19 protein-coding genes and 5 tRNA genes are annotated in these 25,347 nt (G+C 41.0%); 11 read left to right on the forward strand and 13 right to left on the reverse strand.

Translation table 11 applies throughout. The features are described 5' to 3' along the window. Window positions 1-348 precede the first annotated feature (348 nt). From ulaR to Q7657_RS00820, 8 genes are all read left to right on the forward strand, one after another. Window positions 349-1,104: an HTH-type transcriptional regulator UlaR gene (gene ulaR, locus Q7657_RS00785; protein WP_107166459.1), complete on the forward strand. Its 756-nt coding sequence runs from the start codon at window positions 349-351 to the stop codon at window positions 1,102-1,104. A gap of 101 nt (window positions 1,105-1,205) precedes the next feature. Then, window positions 1,206-2,273, forward strand: a complete 1,068-nt coding sequence (gene ulaG, locus Q7657_RS00790) for an L-ascorbate 6-phosphate lactonase (RefSeq protein ID WP_107166460.1) — start codon at window positions 1,206-1,208, stop codon at window positions 2,271-2,273. A 271-nt stretch (window positions 2,274-2,544) separates the two neighbouring features. Then, window positions 2,545-3,525, forward strand: coding sequence for a LacI family DNA-binding transcriptional regulator (locus Q7657_RS00795; RefSeq protein ID WP_107166461.1), 981 nt, complete (start codon window positions 2,545-2,547; stop codon window positions 3,523-3,525). 291 nt (window positions 3,526-3,816) lie between these two features. After that, the gene (gene hpfH / locus Q7657_RS00800) at window positions 3,817-4,788 is read left to right on the forward strand and encodes a (2S)-3-sulfopropanediol dehydratase activating enzyme (RefSeq protein ID WP_258178278.1); all 972 of its coding nucleotides are present in this window, start codon (window positions 3,817-3,819) and stop codon (window positions 4,786-4,788) included. A gap of 93 nt (window positions 4,789-4,881) precedes the next feature. Further along, the gene (gene hpfG, locus Q7657_RS00805; RefSeq protein ID WP_107166462.1) at window positions 4,882-7,386 is read left to right on the forward strand and encodes a (2S)-3-sulfopropanediol dehydratase; all 2,505 of its coding nucleotides are present in this window, start codon (window positions 4,882-4,884) and stop codon (window positions 7,384-7,386) included. Between the two features lie 58 nt (window positions 7,387-7,444). Continuing rightward, a complete protein-coding gene (locus Q7657_RS00810; protein ID WP_202443261.1) occupies window positions 7,445-8,332 on the forward strand; it encodes a sulfite exporter TauE/SafE family protein in 888 nt (295 codons plus the stop codon). Window positions 8,333-8,431: 99 nt separating this feature from the next. Continuing rightward, window positions 8,432-9,580: an iron-containing alcohol dehydrogenase gene (locus tag Q7657_RS00815; protein ID WP_107166463.1), complete on the forward strand. Its 1,149-nt coding sequence runs from the start codon at window positions 8,432-8,434 to the stop codon at window positions 9,578-9,580. Window positions 9,581-9,718: 138 nt separating this feature from the next. Next, window positions 9,719-11,107, forward strand: a complete 1,389-nt coding sequence (locus tag Q7657_RS00820; RefSeq protein ID WP_107166464.1) for a hypothetical protein — start codon at window positions 9,719-9,721, stop codon at window positions 11,105-11,107. Between the two features lie 358 nt (window positions 11,108-11,465). On the opposite strand, the gene Q7657_RS00825 is transcribed toward Q7657_RS00820, so the two are convergent. The 7 genes from Q7657_RS00825 to Q7657_RS00855 all read right to left on the reverse strand — a co-directional run bounded on the left by Q7657_RS00825 (window position 11,466) and on the right by Q7657_RS00855 (window position 15,444). Beyond that, window positions 11,466-12,152: a DUF6933 domain-containing protein gene (locus tag Q7657_RS00825; RefSeq protein WP_107166465.1), complete on the reverse strand. Its 687-nt coding sequence runs from the start codon at window positions 12,150-12,152 to the stop codon at window positions 11,466-11,468. 788 nt (window positions 12,153-12,940) lie between these two features. Beyond that, a complete protein-coding gene (locus Q7657_RS00830) occupies window positions 12,941-14,665 on the reverse strand; it encodes a class I SAM-dependent methyltransferase (protein ID WP_107166466.1) in 1,725 nt (574 codons plus the stop codon). A 298-nt stretch (window positions 14,666-14,963) separates the two neighbouring features. Then, a tRNA-Asn gene (locus Q7657_RS00835) sits at window positions 14,964-15,039 on the reverse strand. A gap of 6 nt (window positions 15,040-15,045) precedes the next feature. Then, a tRNA-Gly gene (locus Q7657_RS00840) sits at window positions 15,046-15,120 on the reverse strand. Window positions 15,121-15,139: 19 nt separating this feature from the next. Then, window positions 15,140-15,224, reverse strand: a tRNA-Tyr gene (locus Q7657_RS00845). A 7-nt stretch (window positions 15,225-15,231) separates the two neighbouring features. Then, a tRNA-Thr gene (locus Q7657_RS00850) sits at window positions 15,232-15,307 on the reverse strand. Between the two features lie 46 nt (window positions 15,308-15,353). Continuing rightward, window positions 15,354-15,444, reverse strand: a tRNA-Ser gene (locus Q7657_RS00855). A gap of 344 nt (window positions 15,445-15,788) precedes the next feature. On the opposite strand from Q7657_RS00855, the gene Q7657_RS00860 reads away from it, so the two are divergent. Continuing rightward, complete coding sequence (locus Q7657_RS00860) at window positions 15,789-17,930, forward strand: LruC domain-containing protein (protein ID WP_107166467.1); 2,142 nt, start codon at window positions 15,789-15,791, stop codon at window positions 17,928-17,930. A gap of 5 nt (window positions 17,931-17,935) precedes the next feature. After that, window positions 17,936-18,484 (forward strand): hypothetical protein, encoded by a 549-nt coding sequence (locus Q7657_RS00865; protein WP_146146413.1) that lies wholly within the window; start codon window positions 17,936-17,938, stop codon window positions 18,482-18,484. A 53-nt stretch (window positions 18,485-18,537) separates the two neighbouring features. Here the strand turns inward: Q7657_RS00865 and Q7657_RS00870 are convergent, their stop codons facing one another. Next, a complete protein-coding gene (locus tag Q7657_RS00870; RefSeq protein ID WP_107166468.1) occupies window positions 18,538-20,238 on the reverse strand; it encodes a chitinase in 1,701 nt (566 codons plus the stop codon). A gap of 689 nt (window positions 20,239-20,927) precedes the next feature. Between Q7657_RS00870 and Q7657_RS00875 the strand changes: the two genes are divergently transcribed. Beyond that, window positions 20,928-21,170 carry a Rho-binding antiterminator gene (locus Q7657_RS00875; RefSeq protein WP_053986680.1) on the forward strand — a complete coding sequence of 81 codons (243 nt, stop codon included), beginning with the start codon at window positions 20,928-20,930 and terminating at the stop codon, window positions 21,168-21,170. Between the two features lie 118 nt (window positions 21,171-21,288). Here the strand turns inward: Q7657_RS00875 and Q7657_RS00880 are convergent, their stop codons facing one another. From Q7657_RS00880 to Q7657_RS00900, 5 genes are all read right to left on the reverse strand, one after another. Beyond that, window positions 21,289-21,474: a hypothetical protein gene (locus Q7657_RS00880; RefSeq protein ID WP_053986681.1), complete on the reverse strand. Its 186-nt coding sequence runs from the start codon at window positions 21,472-21,474 to the stop codon at window positions 21,289-21,291. Between the two features lie 494 nt (window positions 21,475-21,968). Further along, entirely contained in the window at window positions 21,969-22,547 is a 579-nt protein-coding gene (locus tag Q7657_RS00885) for a DJ-1/PfpI family protein (protein ID WP_107166469.1), read from the reverse strand. Window positions 22,548-22,556: 9 nt separating this feature from the next. Further along, on the reverse strand, window positions 22,557-23,189 hold the full coding sequence (locus tag Q7657_RS00890) for a bifunctional 4-hydroxy-2-oxoglutarate aldolase/2-dehydro-3-deoxy-phosphogluconate aldolase (protein WP_107166505.1): 633 nt from the start codon (window positions 23,187-23,189) through the stop codon (window positions 22,557-22,559). Continuing rightward, on the reverse strand, window positions 23,189-24,151 hold the full coding sequence (locus tag Q7657_RS00895) for a sugar kinase (protein WP_107166470.1): 963 nt from the start codon (window positions 24,149-24,151) through the stop codon (window positions 23,189-23,191). Before Q7657_RS00895 ends, Q7657_RS00890 begins: the two co-directional genes overlap by 1 nt. 142 nt (window positions 24,152-24,293) lie before the next feature. Next, on the reverse strand, window positions 24,294-25,148 hold the full coding sequence (locus Q7657_RS00900) for a tagatose bisphosphate family class II aldolase (RefSeq protein WP_053986684.1): 855 nt from the start codon (window positions 25,146-25,148) through the stop codon (window positions 24,294-24,296). Between the last annotated feature and the right edge of the window lie 199 nt (window positions 25,149-25,347).

Raw genomic sequence — 25,347 nt, forward strand, 5'->3', positions numbered from 1 at the left:
TTTAGATTTTTTGTTTTGTAGGATTAGAGCGGATAAGTTTTTATGATCTTATTTAGCTCTGCTTTTGCTCACGATAAGACGATATGTAATCAAAAGTAATCATTCAATGACCACTTTTGATTATGTTGATATAAATCAATTTCCAGCAAAATCTTCTTTTATTTTTGTTACCACCATCACATCAAAATATAAAAAATCAATAAAAACAACAACTTATATGAATTCAAATATAGATCACAAAAAAGGCCAATAACTGTTTGACAGAAATATAACTGGCAAATAGAATCAAAACCAATCAGAAGTAATCACGAAATAATCACGCATGGATGTGTATAGGTAATCAGTGAAATGAATGAATCACAGCGACATCAAAAAATATTATCGTTGCTAGAACAGCAACAGATGATCAGTGTAAACAACATCACAGATCAATTTGATGTCTCGCCTGCCACAGCTAGACGAGACATATCCAAGCTAGATGAACTTGGTAAACTGAAGAAAATAAGAAATGGTGCAGAGCGCTTAAGTACAACAAAAGAAGTATGGACGCCACTAAATATAAACAGTGCAGATAACTATCAAGAAAAGCACAAGATTGCAGAGAAAGCCGCCGAATTATGCAATCCAGGTGATAGTGTCGTTATTAACTGTGGCTCTACTGCATTTTTATTAGGAAGAGAATTAGTAGGACAAGATATTCAAGTTATTACGAATTACTTTCCATTAGCGAGCTATTTGATCACAGAAGATCATAACGACGTCATTATTATTGGTGGCCAATACAATAAAGCACAAAATATATTTTTAAACCCAACACCTAATGCGTTAGAAGGCTATGCTGGAAACTGGATGTTTACCAGTGGTAAAGGGCTTACTGAACACGGACTATTTAAAACTAATATGCTAACAGCTGTTACAGAGCAACAAATGTTAGAGCAAATAGATAAATTAGTTGTTGTTGTTGATAGCTCAAAAATAGGATTACGAACAGGTATGTTGTTTTGTCCTTCAGAAAAAATAGACATATTAATAACAGGTAAAGATGCAGATAAAAACGTAATTAGTGCCATTGAGAAAAAAGGCACAAAAGTCTATTTAGTATAAAACAAATAATAATTAAATAACCTCTGAGCACCTTTAAATAAAGGTGCTCTAGATCCCCTACATCTATTAAAAATAAATATTGAAACTAAAGGTATAATTATATGGCTAATGTTAATGAAATTACTCGTGAGTCTTGGATTTTAAATACATTTCCTGAGTGGGGAACGTGGTTAAATGAAGAAATCACTAAAACAGTCGTTGAACCAAATACTTTTTCTATGTGGTGGTTAGGCTGTACTGGTATTTGGCTAAAAACGGAAGGAAACACCAACCTTTCAATTGATTTCTGGTGTGGTACTGGTAAAAAAACACAGAAAAACCAATTGATGAATAACCAACACCAAATGATGCGTATGGGTGGCGTGCGTGAATTACAGCCAAACTTACGTACTTCACCTTTCGTCATGGATCCCTTTGGTATTACTGAAATCGATGCTGTGCTTGCTAGCCATGATCATGCTGATCATATTGATGTAAACGTAGCTGCAGCTGTACTTCAAAATTGCGGCGATCACGTTAAATTCATTGGTCCGCAAGCATGTGTAAATTTATGGACGAAATGGGGGGTTCCTCTTGAGCGTTGTATTATTGCTAAAGTAGGTGATTGTATTGAAGTGGGTGACGTTAAAATTAAAGTATTAGATTCATTTGACCGTACCGCACTAGTTACTCTACCAGAAGGCACATCATCTACAGATAAAGATATTCTAGATGGTATGGATGATCGCGCCGTGAACTACTTAATTGAAACAACCGGCGGCTCAGTTTACCATTCAGGCGATTCCCACTACTCAAACTACTACGCGAAACATGGTAATGAGTATCAAATCGATGTAGCCCTACTCTCTTATGGTGAAAACCCTCGTGGCGTAACAGATAAAATGACATCATCTGATATTTTACGTGCCGGTGAAGCATTAGACTGCCAAGTTGTAGTGCCTTTCCACCATGACATTTGGGCAAACTTCCAAAACGATCCTCGTGAAATTGAAGTATTGTGGAATATGAAAAAAGAACGTCTGCAATATCAATTCTCTCCTTTCTTCTGGCAAGTAGGTGGTAAATACACTTACCCTACAGATAAAGGTCGTATGCACTATCAACACTTCCGCGGCTTTAGAGATATCTTTATCGATGAGCCAGAACTGCCATACAAAGCATTCTTATAATAAGATGTTCGAATAATAAATATATAAAAGTAGTGACTAACTTTATGGTCGCTACTTTTATTGATTAAATCCATAGTATTCTTGAACGCATATTTAAATCACTCATATTGAATAGCCGAACAATTAGCTACTCAAAAATTTTCAAGCATAATTTATCCTGATTCCTACCTAACTAAAATCTACTCAACCTCCTCTCCTTAAGTTATTACTATTGATGCAGTAAAAAATACAGAATAAAATTACGCGATATAAAGTAGATGATACAAAACGGATGAAGAAATCAAACTTAACCTCAAATGACATAGCTAAGCACTTAGGGGTTTCCCAATCGATGGTTTCTCGGGCTTTTAGCCCTAAAGCGAGCATCAGTGAAGAAAAGCGTGCTTATATTCTAGAAGGAGCCGCTAAACTTGGCTATAAACCAAATGCACTGGCTCGTAGTTTGATTTCAAACCGTTCAGGATTAATTGCTATCGCACTTGATAGTAGCTTAAACCCCATGTACGACTTACAAGCACGTATTTTAGCCTCCGAAATTCAAGCTAAAGGTGGACAAGCGATTTTATGCCCAATATCCAATGGAGATCTAAACTCTGCCATCCAAAGAGCCTTTGAGTATCAAGTTGATGGGCTTATCATCGCAACTAGTCGATTAATAAGTAATGTTATAGAACAATGTGAGCAACATGGGGTTTGCCTCACTTTTATCAATCGATATATTGGTGACTTTAAAGCTAATTGTATTGGTTTAGATAACCATGAAGCAGGTACTCAAGCTGCAGATTATTTTTTTGAAAAAGGCTGTTCTTCCTTTGCCTTTGTGGGAAATGAATCTGGATCAATCACATGCGAACAAAGATGGGCAAGTTTTCGAGAGCGAACACTAGCGCTAGGCTTAACCGAGCCAGTTCAAATACCTGCCTCATTTGATTTAGAATCGGGTATGAAGGCCGCACTATCATTTATCAATACACTTACACATATTGATGCGATTTTCTGCGTTAATGACATTGTTGCTATTGGTGTCCTTGAAAGCTTCAAAATGAAAAATTACGTAGGTCCTAAAATTCTTGGTGTTGATGATATCCCTATGGCTTCTTGGCCATCGTATCAGCTTTCAACAATCCAACCGCCAACAAACACTATATGTAGCTCTGCAGTTGACGATCTTTTTAACCGTATCCATGGCAAGAGTAACAAAACAGGACAATATATTTTATATAAAGGTAAACTTATTGAACGCCAATCCTAATCACTTGTTAATCGTATTCTAACGTTATGGTAATGGGTAAATTAAAGAAAAGTTAATTCACTACCCGTTACTTATAATCTTCTACTTCCCTTCTCTAGGTAATGCATCACTCGACTCTCCTTCTTTTTAATAGCATTTTTAACTTTAAAGTCACAAATAAATAGTGATAGTTATCACGATAAAGGACAGCTAACACCAAGAATTTATAAGATTCTGATGTAAGTCAATAAATGCTATATAACATTCGACTACATTTCCTTGCATACGTATGCAAGGAAGCAGATTACAGTCATGATGTGCCAACAAGAAGTCCAAACAGAGCACCACGGAAAGGTATTTAATATTCAATTATTCACCATCGATGATGGTCCGGGCATTCGTACTGAATTGTTTTTAAAAGGTTGTCCGCTACGCTGTGATTGGTGCGGCAACCCTGAAAGTTTAAAGCATTACATCCAACCGGGCGTCTATGAGAGTCAATGCATCACTGAGGAAAAATGTGGCGCGTGTAAAGATATTTGCCCAAACAGTGACATGTTGCTTTTTCAAGAAGGAAAACTGACAGGCATTAACTATAACGCCTGCACCAACTGTCTTGCCTGCCAACAAGAATGCCCATCTGACGCCATTAAAGCGTGGGGAAAAACGCTATCTATTGATGAGTGCATGACCATCATTCGCAAAGATATTGGCTTTTATGAGCGCTCAGGTGGTGGTATCACCGTTTCAGGTGGAGAGCCTCTGTTGCAAAGTGAGTTTGTCACAGCCTTATTTCAACAATGCCAGCAAGAACATATTCACACCTGTTTAGAATCAAGCTTTTACGGCAAATGGGACAAGATTGCGCAAATCCTTCCATACACAGATTTGGTGATTTCTGACATCAAACACATGGACACCGAGATCCATAAAAAACACACCGGTGTCGATAACACGCGCATTTTAAACAACCTGAAAAAACTGGCGCAAACAGACAAAGCATTCATTTTGAGGATCCCTGTCATTCCGACCATCAATGACGACGATACCAATATCGAAGCGACCGCCGATTTCATTATCAATGAACTGGGTAATAAAGTCAGAACGCTGCAATTACTCAGCTTCATGCGCCTTGGTGAAGAGAAATACCAATCATTAGGCCTGCCTTACAAAATGAGTGAACTGGTTTTTGATCGTGAAACGTTTCAGGACCGAGTCAATGACATTGCACGCTACTTTAACGAGCGTGGTATTCATTGTGTCGTTGGCACCAAAGAGAAATAACAAGACAAGATGACATAGAAAAAACATGGGTATTAATCGTTTGTCCTTACTCATGTTTATCCTATTTCATTTTAAAAAATAAGGAATTGCTACATGGAAGCAAATTTAGCAAAAGAACATCGCACGGATGCGATTGGTGTCGATACCTTCGATAAAGTCTATGGATTGGGCTATGAAGTCGGTCACGCAGATTGGTCTCCCTACCCTCGTGTAAATCGCTTACGTCAAACGTTTCTAGATCGTCCGTATGAGATCGATGTTGAACGTCTGCGTCTTGTCACTGAAGCCTTTAAAAACAATGAAGTTGCCCCGCGAATTCTTCAGTGCGCTTACGCTTTTGAAAATATCTTATTAAACACATCGTTATACATTTACGATGAAGATCTGATCTTAGGTGAAATTGCAGCACCAGCTAAAGCATCACCGATTTATCCAGAGTTTTCAGTTGACTGGATCATCGATGAAATTACTAACTCGCCGTTTGAAGAGCGTAGCAACGATCAATTCTACATTCGCAACGATGAAGAGCGCGCTGAAATTCTAGAGCTTTGTGCCTACTGGAAAGGCAAAACCGTTAACGAAATGATCACCGCAACCCTCGATCAAGATCAGAAAAACGGCTCTCACATGGGTGAGAAAATTTTCCAAACCAATAACTACCACTTTGCTGGCATCGGTCACTTTGCCATGGATTTTGCCAAACTAATGACCCAAGGCTTTGATGGTGTAATTGAGCAAGCGGAAACTGCACTAGCAAAATTATCGAAAAAAGACGTGGAATACGCCAGCAAGCGCGATTACTACAAAGCGACACTGATCACCCAAAACGCAGCGAAAAAATACATTACCCGTTATGCTGATCTTGCTAGCGAAATGGCAGCAAACGAAGCTGATGAGCAAAGAAAACAAGAGCTCGCGACTATGGCTGAGAACTGCTATCAGATCGCTGGCGGCGTACCTCAAACATTCTGGCAAGCCATTCAGCTGTTTAACTTTGCCGTGACCATGACGCAAATTGAAGGTAATGGTCACTCGATCTCTTACGGTCGTATGGATCAATGGTTACACCCAATTTACCAAGCTGACATTCAAAACAACGGCACATCAAAAGACTTCATTCTTGAGCTTATCGAAGTGTTGTATGTGAAGATGAACAACCCAACCAAACTGAAAGACAAAGGCACAGTTCGTGTACGTAATGGTCGTGGTTTTGGTGGGGAGAGCTTAACCATCGGTGGTGTCGATATTCACGGTAATGATGCAACCAACGATCTGACCATGTTGATGCTAGAAGCCTCGGTTCACACTCGTATGATGAACCCTTGGGTCTGTCTACGTATGCACGAAAAGACACCGTATGAACTAAAAGTCAAAGCTATTGAATGTATTCGTGCAGGCTATGGTCACCCGAAACTGTTCAACGACATTCCAGCTATTAAAGCCATGCTGGCAAAAGGCGTGACACTTGAAGAAGCGCGTGATTACGCTGTTGTTGGCTGTGTGGAGCCGACCATTCCGGGTAAAGAGCACGGCTGGCAAGATGCGGGCTATGTCAATACCGCCAAAATGATGGAAATGGTATTAAATCACGGCCGTTTAGTGTCAGGTCCAAATACCGATCTGCAGTTAGGTCCAGATACTGGCAGCCTTGAAACGTATCAGTCGTTTGACGAGGTATTAGAGAGCGTTAATCAGCAATTTGAATTTTGGTGTGATCAGCTATGCAGTTGCTTAAACATCACCGACAAAGTGCATGCAGCATTAAAACCAACACCATTCATTTCTGCGTTCTTTGAAGGTTGTATTGAATCGGGTCGCGATATGACCGCAGGTGGCGTGAAGTACAACGGTATTGGTCCACAAGCGGCAGGCATTGCAACCTGTGCCGACTCACTTGCTACCATCAAAAAACTGATGTTTGAAGACAAATCTTACACCGGTAAACAGCTGCTTGATGCCCTTCGCGATAACTGGGAAGGTCATGAGAGACTGTTTGCTTTAGTCAATAGCTCTAAGATCCCGCACTACGGCAACGATATCGATGAAGCTGATGAATTGTTCAAGTACATGTTCGAATGTTACTGCAAAAACATCGCAGGTCGTCCAACTCTACGTGGTGGCCACTTTAGCCCGGGCGTCTACACCGTCAATGCCAACGTAGGTATGGGACTGTTTATGAACGCCTCTCTTGATGGTCGTAAAGCGCAAGAGCCGATTTCTGACAACATGGGGCCGGTTCATACTTCTGGCGGCTCGCATGATATTTCAGGTCCAACGGCTATCGTGAACTCAGTGACAAAAGTCGATCACAGCTTGGCAACGAACGGAACCTTATTAAACCTTCGTTTCCCTGAAGATGCTGTTGGCGGTATTGAAGGTCGTGACATTTTGATCAGTTTTGTTGATGAGTACATGGCGAAAAAAGGCATGCACGTGCAATTTAACGTCATTAGTGCCGACAAGATGCGCGCAGCACAACAAAATCCAGAGCTTTATAAAGACATGTTAGTTCGAGTAGCAGGCTACAGCGCGTACTTTGTTGAGCTTGGCAAACCGCTGCAAGACGATCTTATCTCTCGCACAGAGCTTCGTTTCTAATTGCCATTAAACCTTAGTAGGTAGTCTGGTGGCTACCTACTTTCTTGGAGTAAACATCGTGGACTTTATTTTTAAATTTGACTACGTGCTTGTGGGTTTAATGCAAGTGGTCGGCTTTTTCGTGCAAGGTACAACAGGCTTTGGCTGTACTGTGATTGCCGCTGCCGTGACTAACGGATTATTAGGCACCACCATGGGCGTCCCTTATGGAACCGCCATCACCATTCCATTTCTGTGCTGGCTTGCCATTAAAGGCCGTGAAGACATTTCTTGGAAAGATCTCGCGAAAATTGTCGCCCTTTGTGCACCGGGTATTTTCATTGGTCAATATCTATTTTACCAGATCTCGCCACAAACCGCGAAAATCCTAATCGGTGCGATGGTAACGGTTATTGCGGTGATGAACCTTCATAAACATGTGGTTAAACCGCTGATCATCAAAGACATTGATGAAGGTGAAGCGGTCGATACTCTGTTGAAAAAAGTGTTCCGTTACGGCTGTCTGATCTTAGGCGGTATTGTGCACGGTGCTTTTAACATCGGTGGACCACTTATCACTGTTTACACCCTAGAAGCCGTACAAGATAAGAAGAAATTCCGTAATACCATGACCATGCTGTGGGTGGTACTTAACAGTTGGAACATGTTCAACCAATACCAAAATGGCGCGTTTACCAGCGAGTTAAACAGTGCGCTTCTGATCGGTCTGCCAATGGCGGGGATCGGCTTCTATTTTGGTATGCGTTTCTTAGAGAAAATCAACCGCGAACAGTTCCTACGCATTGTGTATGTCGTACTGCTCATCATCGGTGCCAACATGCTGCTAAGCAACATTCCATGGACAGCCAATATGCAACTTGCAACCGCACTGTCTTCTGTGGTGATCCTAGGTGGTTATGCGATGAATGTGATGAAAAAACGCAAACTTAACCTTGTAAATCTTTAATCTAAAAAACAAACATTCAGTGCCGATCGTAAATGAATAAGATCGGCACGCTTATCAAACAAGTTCGAACAATAGCTTGTTTATGAAAGGATATATGTCGTGAAAGACTTCAGTTTCAAAGTTCCACAAAACATCGAATTTGGTCTTGGTAGCTTAAATAAACTGCCTGCAATTTTACAAGACAATCACTCTGATCATGTTTTCTTAATTTCCGATCGCGGTCTCGAAAGCCTTGGGGTTGTGAAAAAAGTTCAGGAGATCATCGAAGCAGGTGGCATTCAGTGCACGACGTATCTCGATGTGATCCCTAACCCAACCATCACCGTCGTTAACGAAGCAACTGCACTGTATAACCAATGTGGTGCATCAAGTATTGTCGCTCTTGGTGGCGGCAGTCCTTTAGATGTAGCGAAAACCGTAGGCATTTTGGCAAAATTTGGTGGCGATATTAAAGACTATGAAGGTCTGAACAAAGTCCCAGGTCCTATCGTGCCAATGATAGCCATTCCAACCACTGCAGGGACAGGCAGTGAAGCGACCGCCTCTTCGGTAATTACCGACGAAGCCATTAACTACAAATTTTCGGTGGTCAGTTACGAAACTTTACCAAAATACGCGATATTAGATCCTGAGCTTATCATGACCGCTCCCGCCTCTATTGCCGCCGCTTGTGGTGTCGATGCACTTATCCATGCGATTGAAGCGTATGTTTCGAAAAATGCCTCGCCATTTACCGACACCATGGCAGAAAAAGCGATGCAATTGATTGGCGCAAACCTTCGTAAATTCGTGGCAAACCGCGAAGATGAAGAAGCGGCTTGCGCCATGATGGTGGGCAGTAATTTTGCGGGCATCGCCTTTGCGTGGGCACGATTAGGTAACGTACATGCCATGAGCCACCCTGTCAGTGCTTTTTTCCACGTACCACACGGCGTTGCAAACTCCATCTTGTTGCCAACAGTGATGAAATTTAATGCCGTTGCGGATAAAGGTCGCTATGAAGTGATTTATAACTTCATTCGTGAAGGTAATGAAAAAGTAGAAAACTTCACCCCTGAGATGCTAATCGAAGAGATTCAGAAATTAAATGACGATCTGAATATCCCAAGAACACTTTCAGAAGTTGGCGTAAAAGCGGAATTTATTCAAGAAATGGCCATCGATGCCATGAAGAGCGGTAACGTATTGTGTAACCCTCGTGAAACCACCCTTGAAGATATGATCGAGCTTTATAAGCAAGCCATCTAATCCATCATATAAGCACTCTGAATCGTTGATCGTTTTAGAGTGCTTTTATGTAATTCAATCGATAGCGATTTTGTTTCGCTTTTGCCTCGCAGGCCTAAGTCCTTATCGGTTGAATTATATGATTTTGGGCGTTGAAGTATGAAAAGAGAATTTGGCAAAGAGCAGCCTTATATTCGGGCAGGGATCTTCAAAATACGGATTCCGGGTATTCATGTTGGCTTTGAGAAAGTGGATTTTATGCAAGGATTACTACTGTGCGCAGTATGCCTTGGCATGATCCCCATTTTACAAGAATACTTAGGTATGCCGTTTGAGGTTGCGATGACCATCGTTGTGATTAACGGTCTCTTGTATTTTATGCACATAATGCTGGGCGATCCCATTATTCCCGGTTGGGTCACCCCAGCCATTCCCCTCGTCATTTTATATCTCAACCAATTTGATATTGGCATTGAACGTGTCCATGCCTTAATTGCTTTTCAAATGTCACTCGGTGCGTTAGCTATTTTGCTAGGCATAACAGGGCTTGGTCAGCGAGTGGCAACCATCGTTCCCGATGCGATGAAATCAGGGATCATTATTGGTGCTGGTATTGCAGCGGTAAACTCAGTACTTATTGATGGTGGACGCTTTGAACAAGCTCCAATTTCGATTGTGGTGTGTACGGGGGTCGGGTTTTATTTGCTATTTTCAAGCCATTTTAAAAGTCAGCGTAACCTCAATACCTTTACCAAAGTCCTTGCCAATTTAGGCTCATTACCGATCATCGCGCTTGCCATTGTCATTGCCCCTTTAGTGGGTGAAGTGCCAATGCCTAATATTGAATGGGGGTTTTCGACGTTAGCTTTTGGGGAGTTATTTAATAACTGGACAATATTTGGTCTTGGTATGCCGCCGCTTGAAATGTTCATTCTAAGCCTGCCTTCTGTAGTTTCGACCTACATCATTGTTTTTGGTGATGTGATTCAAGCAAAATGCCTACTCGATGATGCCAGCAAAAAACGCCCTGATGAACACATCGATTTTAATGCCAATCGATCAAACATCATCTTTGGAACGCGCAATGTCTTAATGGGTATTTTCGGTCCTACGATCACCTTATGTGGACCACTAGCCGCAGCGATGCAAGTGGTAGTGTGTGAGCGTTTTAAGCTCGGTGCACAAACCATGAAATCGATCCACGATGGGGCGATTTCCTATCGCTATGGCACTACCCTTGGCTACTTTTTGTTACCTATCGTGACCTTAGTAAAACCGGTTTTAGGTATTGCACTGGCTGCAACGCTCTTAATTCAAGGGTTTGTTTCATTTCGTGTTGGGGTCACAAAATCAAAAACCGTCAATGATTTGGGTATTGCAGGAGTAATGGCAGCGGTTATCGCAACCAAAGGCGCTGCCTGGGGATTAGCCGCAGGTATTATCCTGTGCATTTTTGTGAACTTAGGCAAAAGTCATCGACATGAAAGTGCTATTTCTGCTGAGCTGGAATCATCCAAAACACCCGAAATATTAAAATTGAAAAGCTAGCGCCTTGTAATCAAACAGATAACTCCTCACCGTAAACATCTCTGCTTATGGTGAGGATTCATGTTGTAATGGTACTGCAGTGTTCAACAAATACTGACCATCGTTTTAGAGGTTAACCAATAAACGCGTGGCAAATTGTAATGCGCAAGCAACTATGACAAATATAGAAACAAAAACATTAAGTCATTAAAACAACCATAAGTCATCCTCAGAAAAAACGCCTTCTTACGAAGAAAAGACCGGCCTTTTTCTATACTGGTCACATGTGGTATTACTGGTATTATTCTAACGTTATTGCTTTAGCATAGGTACATAACGATACAATCAATATAGATATAAGAGTTTGAAAACAAGCTTTCTATCTCTTTTTGACGTCGTTCAACACAATGACATTACTCATATCAATCGGTTGGCTTTCCTGTACCCACTCTTGCCATTGACTCAACAATTCTTGATTTGAGAAAAAATGCGACTTCTTGTGTTTACTATTACGAGGAAATTGACCTGCAAATAAGTTAAAACCAAGTAGATCAACATCTTCAAATAACATGCCATCTTCATAGCAGTGGCGTTCAAGGTGCCAAAACACGTCATTGAGGTGTGCTTGGACACTACGATCACTACGAGGATGGAACGCACAGCTACTCACAGCTCTGTCGTAATGATCTATACAGTGTTCAATCTCGAGCGTGTCGATACCATTGTCATTAGCTAGAGTGTGGAAACAGGCCTTTAGCATCGGCTCGAAGGTATTAAGAAAATGATAAATATCGCCTTTTTTACCAGCTAGAAGGGTAATACAAAAACGGCTTTGATAGTCCATTGCCATGAGGTATTTTTTACGCTTGATGGAGACGCAATGCAGTACCCATTGCCATTGAAATCCACCATGTTGATCTGCCTCAATATCGTTTGGAAAAACGAGCGTTTCAATCGACTCTGCGATGGTTTTATGTGGCGCAGGTTCAAGATCTGATACTTTCTCGCCTTTGCGCGTGACGGTAAAAAAGTCGACAGCGGCTTTGGTGCAGTTAAAAACTAGCATGGATAATGACCTAATTTGATAACAATGCCCCTGTATGATGTAGGATGTCACATAGGGGGTGAACGGTGGATCTTAGCGTATTAAGCCGTTTCGGTTTCAGTAATCTGATCCCTTAGAGCTTAAGGGGTGTCGCTAGGCGTCAAGCTTTTCCAGCCCCATAAGCATAAACCCAGATGTATTTGTAAGAAAATAGATAAATTATGAGCAGATATTTTTCTTAGCTCGAAGCACATGAAATTCTGTACTTCCAAAACCAACACCATTCTCAAGTCCAAATACTTGAGCGCCTTTACCATTGTGAACGGCTCAGAATGCAAAATATTCGAGCTTCTAAGATAGCAATCTAAGCCGCTACCTTTTCTTTTTTGACGCTTCGCTGGACATTGCTAGTCGATCTTTTAACTCGGCTAGTCTTACTATTTCCTCCACGCCCGCTATCTAACTTAGCTCTAAGAACTCCATTAGAGTCTAACATTAGGTAATTGCGCTTGGCATTTATGGAAGGTTTCGTAATCATCACGAGCCATAGAGACTCCGAACTCCAGCATAAACTCAGTTAATGCTATTTTGTTCACACGAACTGAACACAGAATAGGTCATAGGTTGGTCTGCCACTACTATCACTAACCCTTTTTCCACAATCCGAGCTTTTAAGGGTTTCCTTCCAACCAAGGTAAACGATTGAGGCGAACCATCTTTTCAAGCAGCAACACATCACCGGCTTCGCTATCGTCGATCTGCTTGTTGGGGTAATAGCCTGCTCAAAGCTATTACCTCAACCCACAGATTTACCACTCACCAACAAGCAAGCGACTTTTAACACCATTAACTTGCAAGCCCATCGCTTCAAAAACATCATCAAAACTGCGACAAGCTAACGGTAAATGAGGCAAAGATAATACGGCTTCATCGAAAAAACGTTTCTGCTCTTGCTCAGTTTGCCACGCGATTTGCCACCAATTAACGATACGCTCTCTCGAATCAATTAAACGACGTCGAGTCGGCACACGTGCTCGTTTTTGGTTATTCTCGGTTTTACTTGCAGGCAATAAATTCCATTTATCGTTATTCGGCCAATAAGCAAATGGTAGACAGTGATCCACTTGATAATCAGATTGTAAGCGTCTACCACTCCAAACACTTTCCAGCTCAACACCTTTTTGCTGTAAAGCCTTGATCTTTTGGCGCACACCACGGGTATCATGGCTTTCATCAATCCATTTCAAGCAATCGTAATAGGTTTGTAGAGGAATACCTCGCTCTTCATTTAATTTATAGCGACGCATTTCCGCTATCCATTGATTAACGACTAATGGCTCAATCCAACTACTATATAAACGCAAACATTCCCATAAACTTTCGTCTAACACGAAATTACCAAACTCAGCTAACGCTTCAAGTTCAAGCACAAAAGCATCCGTTGTACGTGCTTTCTCTCGTTCCATTTGAAATAAGGTATTCTTTTTATCACCTTGATAAATAAAGGTAACAGGACCATCTTGAATCGTTTTTAAACTATCTCGAATTGCAGTTTGGAGCGCTTTTGCTTCATCACCAACAAACATAGCTCCTATTGATAAATCATCTGCACTAAGATGCGTCAGCTTTTTCCAGCCTTGTTCTTTTACAAAACCAATACCTTTTTTACTATCACTACTTTGCTGAATACCAAAACCGTCAATATCAATGTCTATCAAGCGCTTAAACTGTCGTATCCAGTACAGCGCCACTAAGCCTAGCGGTAAACGTACTTTGTTATCTTCACGGCTAAGTACCGCACCGGGATGTGCATCTGCGATATGTAAAAGTGTACGTAGTAACGCCAATTTATAAGTAGCAGATTTGGCATCATTCACAATGATTTGCCGAACTTTGATCAGATCGCCTGTACCATCATCAGGCAACTGCATCACTACTGTTTGCCATTGCACGCAATTGCGGCCTAATTCATCAGCGTCTAAGTCAGAAATCAAGTTAACTTGAAGCGCATGTTTCTGTGCCAACTGTTCTAGCTCTTCAACACTGACATCATAAGCTTTTCGATCATCAGAAAAGTCGCCATAGCGCAGCGAGATCACTAATTTACCACTCGGAGCGAGAAGGTTGGATAATTTACGAAAAGCACGCTCACGCACAGAAGATGAAAGATGCATCCAGACTGCAGATAACAAAATACAATCAAAGCGAATACCAAGCTCAACAATGCTGTTTAGCTCTGGTAATTGATCATCAAGCCAAGCGATTTTATAAGCATACTCTTGCGTATATTTTTCACCTTGTTCACGCAATGCTTGCGCAGGCTCTATCGCATAAACATCACAATGATGCTTCGCAAACCATAGTGCATCACGTCCTGCTCCTGCACCAACATCAAGCACTTTCAAAGCATTTTTTGATGAACTAGCAGGCCAATGTGCTTGCCAATTTTGATGCACTTGCTCAAAGCTCAACGACTGGTACTGTTCACTCAGAATAAGCGCATTTTGGTCATAAAAATCAATGGTTTTAGACATGATGATAGTTCAGAAAATAAGATGTTTTCATCATACTGTAAGTCATTGATATTCACGATATGAAAATCAGTTAGTTGTTAAGTTTACGACGGTTTAAATAAAGTGTGAGCGATAATTTAAAGATATGAATGTGATACTTGTATGAAAATGTAATTCGAAATGAATAATGCGTTTAGCTGATAGTTCGTATTCTCGTAGTGTCTACAAATGATGAACAGTTATCGTCAGGCAGGCTTAAAATAATGACGCCAAATTTCAGACGTAAAAAAGCCCGCAATTGCTTGCGGGCTTTTCTATTTGGCTCCTCCTGCTGGACTTGAACCAGCGACATACGGATTAACAGTCCGCCGTTCTACCGACTGAACTAAGGAGGAATTGTTTGGAGCAGGCAGCGGGAATCGAACCCGCATCATCAGCTTGGAAGGCTGAGGTAATAGCCATTATACGATGCCTGCTTTGCATTACAGCAAAGAATGGTGGTGGGGGAAGGATTCGAACCTTCGAAGGCAGTGCCGGCAGATTTACAATCTGCTCCCTTTGGCCACTCGGGAACCCCACCGAAATAATGGTGCCGACTACCGGAGTCGAACTGGTGACCTACTGATTACAAGTCAGTTGCTCTACCTACTGAGCTAAGTCGGCACAAAAATTTCGTTTTATCATCAAGCCGAAGCTTAACAATGAAATATGGCGGAGAGATAGGGATTTGAACCCTAGATACGCTATTAACGTATGCCGGTTTTCAAGACCGGTGCTTTCAACCACTCAGCCATCTCTCCGTAAGTGCGAAGAATAATATCTAGCTAACCTGCTGCTGTAAAGGGAAAAAATCGAAAAAAGGTTCAAGCAGTCACTTTTCAACCAAATATGCAACTAGCACTCAAAAAAGCAACAGTACTCTTGCTTTTGAAAAAGAAGTCTAGATCGTTTTCTGACTATTTTATGATGGATGAAAACAAATATGTCCGCTTTTTATTATTCATAGCGTTTTGCAAACACTAAAAAAAATTGAGATGTATATTTTTCAAGCTATTGTTATGTAAACAATAAAAATGTGGCACTAATGTTGATGGACAAGAACAGTCCCCCTGTTTTATTTATCTCAATATGATGTGAGGTAATAATGAAGTCTCATTTTATTGCTTTAGCTTTACCCTTTTTGTTTATCACCTATAGCAGTCCAAGTACCGCTAACCCTTTTTCTTCTTGTCCTACGATAGGCTACCTTTTTCACGACACAGCGAATGTCTCTTTTGTCGATATCGATCGACAAACCAGTAACGCAGGTGCTATTAGCAACACATTCGATGCGTTAGGGTTTAATGCTACTGATAATTATATTTATGGGGTAATGGGAGAAAATATTGTCCGAATAAATAATGGTTTTGTGGCTGAAACCATAGGAATAGAAGATCTGCCTCAGCATGACTATAGCGCGGGCGATATCCATAACAATCAGCTTTATCTGTATGCTAAATCACAAGGATTATGGCGAGTTGATCTATCAACGCAAATCGCAACCCAATTATTGTTAGCACAGCACGCTATTTATAATTTATCTGATCTTGCCGTTCACCCTGAAGGGGTAATCTATGCCCTTGATGATAGTAAAAATATTCATCGCTTCGATCTTTCTCAATCACTAGAAAACAATCATATTGCCATCACTGCAGCCACTGGGCTCAAAGGACTACGTACTTTTAGTGGTCAATTCTTTGATAGTAATGGCATGTTGTACATTATTGATGCGCAAACAGGTGAATCATTTATCTTTGATGATTTAACACCTTTTGATAATGAGGAAAGTTTCCATTACGAAGTGCTACAAACGCTACCGAATGTAGAGAATACCGTCGATATTGCACGATGCAGTGAGGCTGTACTTGCTGTTAAGGGGTATGATTTTGGTGATGCTCCTAACTCATACGGCACTTCACTATCGGTCAATGGTGCTCGCCATGAAGTATCAACACATCTTTATCTTGGGGCGAAACCCGATCAAGATTTACTGGCTCAGTTTTATCCGTTTTTTGATAACAATGGCAGCGATGATGATGATCAAGGGATAACGTTTACGACTCCGAGCTTACATCAAGGCGCCAATACATTTATTACCGCGCAAGTTGGTGGCTTTGCCACTGGTTATTTATCTGCATGGATCGATTGGGATAACAACGGTAATTTCGATATAAATGAAAATGTTATCCAAGATGTTGCTCTTACTGGTGGTGCTCATACACTGGCGATTAATGTCCCAAGTGATGCAGCTATAACAAATCAAACATGGGCACGATTTCGATTAAATGACGCGCCGAATATCTTGGTGCAAGGTGCTGGCGGTCGTGGTGAAGTTGAAGACTACCCTCTCACCATCACCAGTTACGACACTCAAGAAAGTTATTTCTGGTACCCATCTCAAGGTACCTACGCAACCTTAGCTTTTGAAGATCGTTGGCCAAATCAAGATGATTATGATTTTAATGATATTGTCATTCAGTACCGTGTTGGTCACATTCAAGAAACCGTCACGGGCAAGCTATCAAGACTTAACATTGATATTAAATTACAAGCCTACGGTGCTGGCTATAACAATGGCTTTGCTATCAAACTTGATGGGATTTCGGCCTCAAGTATTGATGCCAATAGTAGCTATGTCATTATCAACAACGAATACAAATCTTCCGTTTTAGAAGAGCCTGATAGCCCTGATGATGAAGCGGTTTTGATCTTTACCGATGCAATAAAAGAATATTTTAGCTCTGAATGTGAAAATGGATTTTTGCGTGTCTATGCTGATTGTGATCTGGATAAAGAAGTGACGGTTCAAGCTTCTATGGCAATCAAATTCACGACTCCTGTTGATTATCCAGAACACTTACATCCCTATCTCAACCCGTTTATCTTTGCTGCACCGAATGATGGCCATGGCTTCCCTAGCCCACCTTCTCGTAGTTTAGAAATACATTTAAAAGACTTTTCACCAACTACCAAAGCCAATACAAGCTTATTTAAAAGCGGTAATGATCAATCAGAGAATGCCAGTGTCAGTTGTGGTGTCGAAAATAACTGCAACAGTTATCGCAATAACTCAGGGATCCCTTTTGCCATTCTCATTCCATCGCAATGGGATAATCCAATAGAAGGGAAAAGCATTTTAGCTGCTTACCCTAAAATTGAAGACTATATCAATAGTAATGGGACAACCGATAAGACATGGTTTATTCGCCCTGAAGCATCAAAAGTCTATTCACTACCTGAGGAGTAATGAACATGAAGTATTTTTACGTTGGAGGGATGATTATTGCTTCTATTTCTCTATCAGGCTGTTTAACGGAAAGTCCCATCGATCAAGCTAATCAGATTGTGAACCAAGTTAACGATACAGTTGAAGACTCAATCAACCAAATCGGAAATCTGCTCGATGAGATTGAGGATGAAATTGAAAATAATAGTGATGGCTCTAACGAGGAAGAACGTGCAGATGAACAAGATAAAGAGACCTTCCCAACTTTAGATGTCGCAAATGACGTCAACTTTTCAGGTGATCTGCGCACTATTTCTGTGGACGTTAATAATCCATTAGCAAGCGATGTATACGTCAATATCTATCGAAATTACCGTGTCGATGATGATAACAATTACATCCTTAATTACGAGGATCGCATCGTTGCTACAGCAATCATAGAAGGCAGTTATGAAGGAGAATTGTTCATCACTCCCGATATCACAAAATTACTGGTAGAGGTCATTTCGCTCGACGACAATAGGATCATTATTCAACAGCCTTTTAACTATCCTTTTGAGAATATCAGTTTATAAAAAACACCCCGAAGTCACTGACTGCGGGGTGTTGATTTATTTACTTCGCGTTTTTATAGCTTTTTCCAAGGATCACCTGCATCAGGTTTATTTCCCGTCGTCCACCATTTTGCTTGGTATTCACTACCTTGATAGCTGACCTTGTCACCACCAACATAGATTGCACTCGCATCCCATGCTGGCGATCCTGTTACAGGCGGATCCACAGGTTCTACTGGGTCGACAGGTGGTTCCACAGGATCAACCGGGTCAACGGGATCTACTGGTGGCTCTACAGGGTCAACCGGATCTGGTGTTACAGGAGTACCACTTTCTAGTGCCCAAGGGCCACCGCTTGCAGGGTTATCGCCTTGTGTCCACCATTTGGCTTTATAGACAGCACCTTGATAACTCACCTTGTCGCCACCAACGTACACTTTATTGCTTTCCCATGCAGCAACACCATCAACAGGAGGGTCTACAGGATCAACAGGCTTGTCGGTATCTGGTAATTTATCAACCACGCGGACATCAGGCCAATTGGCGTGAGAGCCATAGAAGTTTTCTACACATTTTTCGTAGTCACCTTCAACTAGCGCAGAATAAGCCGTTTGGAAACCCACTAGCTCACACTCAAATGAAACACCACCTGGGCGATCTGAGTAATATTTCCAGTTCGCATCCCAATTGGTATAAAGCACATCGGTTGCACCATTTAGGTTTAAACTGCCATAAGGTGTTTGCTGCCAACAAGTATTTTTCTCGTCGGCTGCGATAGCAATTTCGTAATGCTCTGCTAAGCCTTCCCAGTAGCGAATACGGTTAACCGGTTGGCCTTTATCTTTATTTTGCTCACCACATTCAATACCACCATTGATCACGTTAATCGTAGTACCAAAGCCATAGGTAATACCTGCATCTAATTCTCGTTGTGATGGTTTCCATGTACGATCAATCACATGCAACATGGCAGGTTTTGGCGCTTGCGGCGTTAAGAAAAACCAAATGGCAGAAGCGAGGTTTAACCATGAATCAGCAACTAAACCTGGATTATTCAGTAACACTGTAGCGTCACCGTCAAACATCACTTCAGAGAAAGCACCATAGTTAAAGTGGTAAGAAAGCTGTTTTGCACCTCGTCCGAAATAACCCTGACCATCAGAACACGGCCAACGCTGATTTTGCCAATCGTTCTGACCACATCCCGTGGTATAACCCGCTTGACCTTCAGACCACCCCATTTCACGCACATGCACTAATGCTTGTTGCCACTCTTCCAATGCTAATGGGTTATCTGAATAGTTATCTTTACTAATATGACCGCCAGTTTCTTGTGCAAAGTGAGCAAAAGCCGTCACAATAGAAGTTTTACAAATCTTGTCAGCATCACGACCATCGGTATAGTCGCCACAGAACGCAGGGAATTTACCAATCGCACGTAAGAAACGCGTATAGGTATATTCAGGTGCCGCCATTTGCGTTAAGAAGTTCCACTCCGTTTCAGGGAACACGCGCTCAACACGTTTGACGTTATCAGGGTTGGTTGCAGCATCTGGGTAGATAGCTTCTACAATGGTATTTGGACGGGTCTCTAAGGCTTTAGCCCATACGTCATACATTGGGTCAGCCGTTTTTGCATCTTCTGCGGCTTTGATCTCTGAGCGCTCAATAATATAACCGCCCGGATTTTCAGGATCTGGCTGTGGATTCATGGCATAACTGCTTGATGCAGTGAAGCCCGCCAGCAGTAACGCTATTGGAGTTATTTTCGTCATTATTAATTCCTTTTAGAATACGATGTCGCTATCTTTCAGAACTAAAATAAGCTTTAAATACCAACCAAACTGCATAATAAGAGTAACGCTATATATTTTAATGTTTAAAAACTCATTTTAGTTATCAATATATATAAGCGATACATTGCTAGCGGCAATTTCAAAATGTTAAAACCGTGTTATATGGCGTACTTTTATGCACATTGCAATAATACGGCTACTTTAATACTCACCAATATCACACTCTACACAGTTATTGAAAACATCATTGTGATGCAAATGATATCCATAACTATTGATTTAAACCTTCTATATCAACAACACAAGAAAACCATCAAGCCATTGAAATTTAAATAAAAAAACAAAACAAAAAGATCTACAGATATACAACAAAGACAATAAAAACAAGCCTCATATTACAAGGTGAGAACCATACAGCATAAAGCCCACGACTCTTTTTAATGAGCTAAAATCACTATCGCTTTTTTCACATAAGACTATAAATAATTATATTATTAATTTAGAAAGACGATCGGAGTGGTTATTTACAAAGTAATGACCTGTAAATAAAAGAAAAACATTGAGCCGACACGTAAAAATACAAAATATTACGCGCAGATTTTGAATAGTCTTAATACACACAGTAATCTAAAATCACCATTATTAAGAAATAGATAGGAGCAATTATTATGATAAGTTGTCACCAACACGATTACATTGAAATTGCCTGCATGCTCCACCTAAATATCAGTCTTACTTATAGAAATGGTGAAACTGTGACAGGCATTGCGCAAGATACTTGCTACAACGCTCAGAGAGAAGAATGTATTGAACTCAGAGTGGATAATACCGTATCGACCATCGTGTTAGATCATCTTGCTTCTATGCATGCCAATACTGCAAACCCACATTTTGATACCATCAATTTTTAAATTTACATTGTAAATAATGATTAAAAATCATCCAAAGAATAAAGAAAAAGGAGACTCATAACTTGAGTCTCCTTGCTTTTAGCTAAAAAACTTAAATATACCGTTTAACATATTTAAGTTATTTATAGGTAAATGACATCTCGCCATCAGCATCAGTATAAAGTGCTGCTTTTGATTGTTTAATTAACTGTGCAGCGTATGAAGGAGTAACAGCACGTAGTTCACCTTTAGCTGAAACAAACTCACCTTCCCATGCAACATCACGGTATTTACCAGCTTCTAAAATTTCTACTACTACTTTCATAATTACTACACCTTAAATCAAAATATTAAATAGCGACGGAACCATGCGCCCCGTTGATGTTTTTAATTTATCAACTTTCGATTATTTGTCATCATGGTAAAAATGAAACGTTAGTTATTCATAAATGGAGCATTAAGAAAAACTGAACATCATGCTTAATTAGTTTCAATTCTTGTTTATATAGTCACTTATCCTCCACTTCCAAAAAACAATCTTAACCAATTGAATATTAATAAATTAAGCTCAAACCCATAGTCTCAATAGCATTATAAAAACTACGGTTTAACAGAGTAAATAATCAATTCACACGTATGTAATAGGTGTTTTTATTGATGAATAAAATGCAAGATTGCATTTATGATCTTTTCAATAATCCATATTTGATATGCAGGTATGCAATCTCTATCTTGAAGCTGTTGATAAATACTCTCCACCCAAAAAAGGGCAACCTAAGTTACCCTTTCTTATACTCAAACATTGCAATCAAAACGCTGTTATAAAGGCCAATGATCAAAGTAGATGTGGTTTGCCTGCCAATCGACTTTCTCTTGATTATCAGCAAGCAGGTATTTGGCAACAGTAAAAGCAAACTCAAAGCTCACACCTAAACCTCGCCCTGTAATGAAGTTATCAGCAACCACCACTTTCTTTAGCTGAAAATCCCCATCGTCAAATTTATCCGCCAATTTATCACCTGTCGTATACGGACGACCTTGCAATAAATAGTGTGCCGCTAATACTTTGGCGCCCGATGAGCACAAAGCGCAAATGTACTTATTGGCTGCAATATGGCGTTTTAGGAACGCAATCACATTCGGGTTTGCTGACAGATTATCGGTTCCTTGCGGGCCGCCCGGCATCATGACTGCATCGTAAGTGTCATCAAATTTATCAGCTAAAGTAAAATCTGCGGTGATTTTAGTTTTAAAGTAAGTATTGAGCGCTGTAGTTTCCATGCACGATAGCACGTCAACCTCAATGTCTAATCGACGCATGATATCGATAAAGACAACCGCTTCCCCTTCTTCAAAACCATCAGCCAATAACACAGCAACACGTTTAGTTTCAGACATTTTACTCTCCTATTGCTGAGTCAACTTCACCGCTTCACGTACGTTGTGAGCAATGCTATCCCAATCATGGGCATTGATCGCTGCCGTTGGTGCAATCCATGTTCCGCCACAAGCAACCACTTGAGGAATGGCTAAGTAATCCAACAGGTTTTGTGGATTTACCCCACCTGTTGGCATCAACTCAATTTGACCATATGGACCGGTTAAGGATTTAAGCATGTTAATACCACCAGAAGCTTCTGCTGGGAAAAACTTTAGCGCAGTGACACCAAGCTCTAACGCTTGTTCAACTAGGCTTGGATTATTCACACCCGGGATCATCTTAATATTGTTTTCAATACAATATTTCACTGTGGTTGGGTTAAACCCAGGGCTAATAACAAAATCAGCCCCCGCTTCAATGGCAGCATCGACTTGCTCTTTGGTTAATACCGTTCCTGCACACAGCACAATCTCTGGGAACTCTTCACGAATACGACGAATCGATTCAGCAGCAGCGGCGGTTCTAAACGTAATTTCAGCCGCAGGTAGGCCATTTTCAACCAATACTTTGGCTAACGGCACTGCGTCATCGGCATTATCAATTTGGATCACTGGCATTACTTTTAAATCACGTAATTTTGCTATCCATGCTTGAGTCATCATAAGTTTTCATCCATCAATTTTGTTAAAGAACGTGTAAAAGTTTCAGGGATCACCGCCCCTTTATGCTGAATCACTTGTGCTGCAAGCTGGTTACCCCAGTGACAACATTCACTCATTGGCATACCTAATGCCCAAGCTGCTAAGAACGCAGCATTAAATGAGTCTCCTGCAGCGGTAGTATCAACAATATTATCAACCACATTGCCTTGAACGATGCCCGACTGTCCGAGTTCAAACCACTGCGCACCGTCTTTACCTAACTTCACCACCACTTGTTCAACATTGGATAAGCGCTTGGCAATCACATCAGGTGAGCTATTAACTGTGCCATGAAGTAAGTCTTCATCATCTGCTGTTACCAGCGCAATATCAGCCACGTTATAGAGCTGAGACATCCATTCTTTGGCATTTTGACGACTACGCCATAAACGAGGACGGTAGTTAGAATCGATAGCGATTTTCACCCCAGCGTTACGTACTTCAGCTAATGCTGCAAGTAACTTCATCTTGCCGTGATCAGGTAAAATCGCCAGTGAGATCCCAGATAAATACACTAAATCACAGCTTTTCATGTACTCAACAGCGGCACGAAATTGGGGATGGTCGCACATTTGTCGCGCTGCTGAATCATTACGCCAATAGTGGAAACTGCGCTCACCATTGGGATCAATCTCAATGGCATACATGCCCGGTAATTTGTGAGTTTCACGCAGCACATAATCACAATTAATCCCTTCTTTTTGCCAAGCATGGATCATGTGATTGCTGTAGTTATCAAGACCAAGTGCGGTGATATAGGTCGGAGCGAGTTGCGGTAATAAGCGAGATAAATAAATAGCGGTATTTAATGTATCGCCACCAAAACGCTGCTCTTGTTGGGCGAATGGCTGACCACTTAGTTCAATCATGCACTCGCCAATAATGGCGACTTTTTTAGATAGTGACTGGAGTGATTCCATGATTTTCTCCAATGCAAAAATAAAAAAAGCTATGTTTAACGGGTTATGGGGGAAGTTAAACATAGCTAATAACGAACGCTAAGCGCATACGTTAAGTCTGAGTTTCATTTGGTTTCGATAACCATGAAAGGTGACTCAGTGATTACAGCTTACCTTCACTACCACAAACACGGATCTTATCCATCACGACTTGTTTCATCGCATTTTTACCCGGAATAATGTAGTGACGAGGATCATTCGCTTTTGGATTTTCAATAAAGTACTGTTTTACTGCATCAGAGAACGCAATTTTAAGCTCTGTTGCCACGTTCACTTTAGTAATACCCAATTCGATACAGCGACGTACATCGGCATCCGGCACACCTGATGCACCATGTAGCACTAATGGCGTATCTGTTTTACTACGAATCATGCCTAAACGGTCGAAATCAAGGCGAGGCACTTCTTTGTACATGCCGTGTGCTGTACCAATCGCAATCGCTAATGAATCTACACCCGTTGCACGAATAAACTCAACAGCAGCATCAGGATCAGTATAAAGTGCGTCTTTCTCATCCACGATTAAGTCATCTTCTTGTCCACCAAGGCGACCAAGCTCTGCTTCAACCGAACAATCCCAACGGTGACAAAACTCAACCACTTGGCGAGTTAGGGCGATGTTTTCTTCAAAGCTATGGTGCGAGCCATCGATCATGGCTGACTTAATACCCGCCTCTACTTTTTGGCGAATATCAGAAAAAGATTCATGATGATCAAGATGCAGCGAAATTGGCATTTCAAAACGTTTTGCCGCTTCTTTACAAATACCAACCAGATAGTCTGTACCTGCGTAACTGTAGGTACCTGGCGTCCCAGCCAAAATTACAGGAGAACGCATCTCGGCAGCTGTTTCGACAACTACTTGCACCGTCTCTAGGTTATGAATATTAAACGCAGGGACAGCGTAGCCACCCAGTTGCGCTTTGTGCAGCATTTCGCGAGATGAAACCAAAAACATAGAAAACCTCAATCCTTCGTTAACTTTCGATAAGGATATTATTCGAAAATAAATGCAAATAAAGCGTTCTTGATCACATAACCACTTTCAAATCGAAAATAAGTAATAAAATAAAGATAAATAGACTTTCGTTAACTTACGAAATTAACAAAAAGACTAAATGACAACGCAGATAAAGAGGACAAAGCACTAAAAAACC

The sequence above is a fragment of the Candidatus Photobacterium acropomis genome (genome assembly GCF_030685555.1).
GTDB lineage: Bacteria > Pseudomonadota > Gammaproteobacteria > Enterobacterales > Vibrionaceae > Photobacterium > Photobacterium lucens.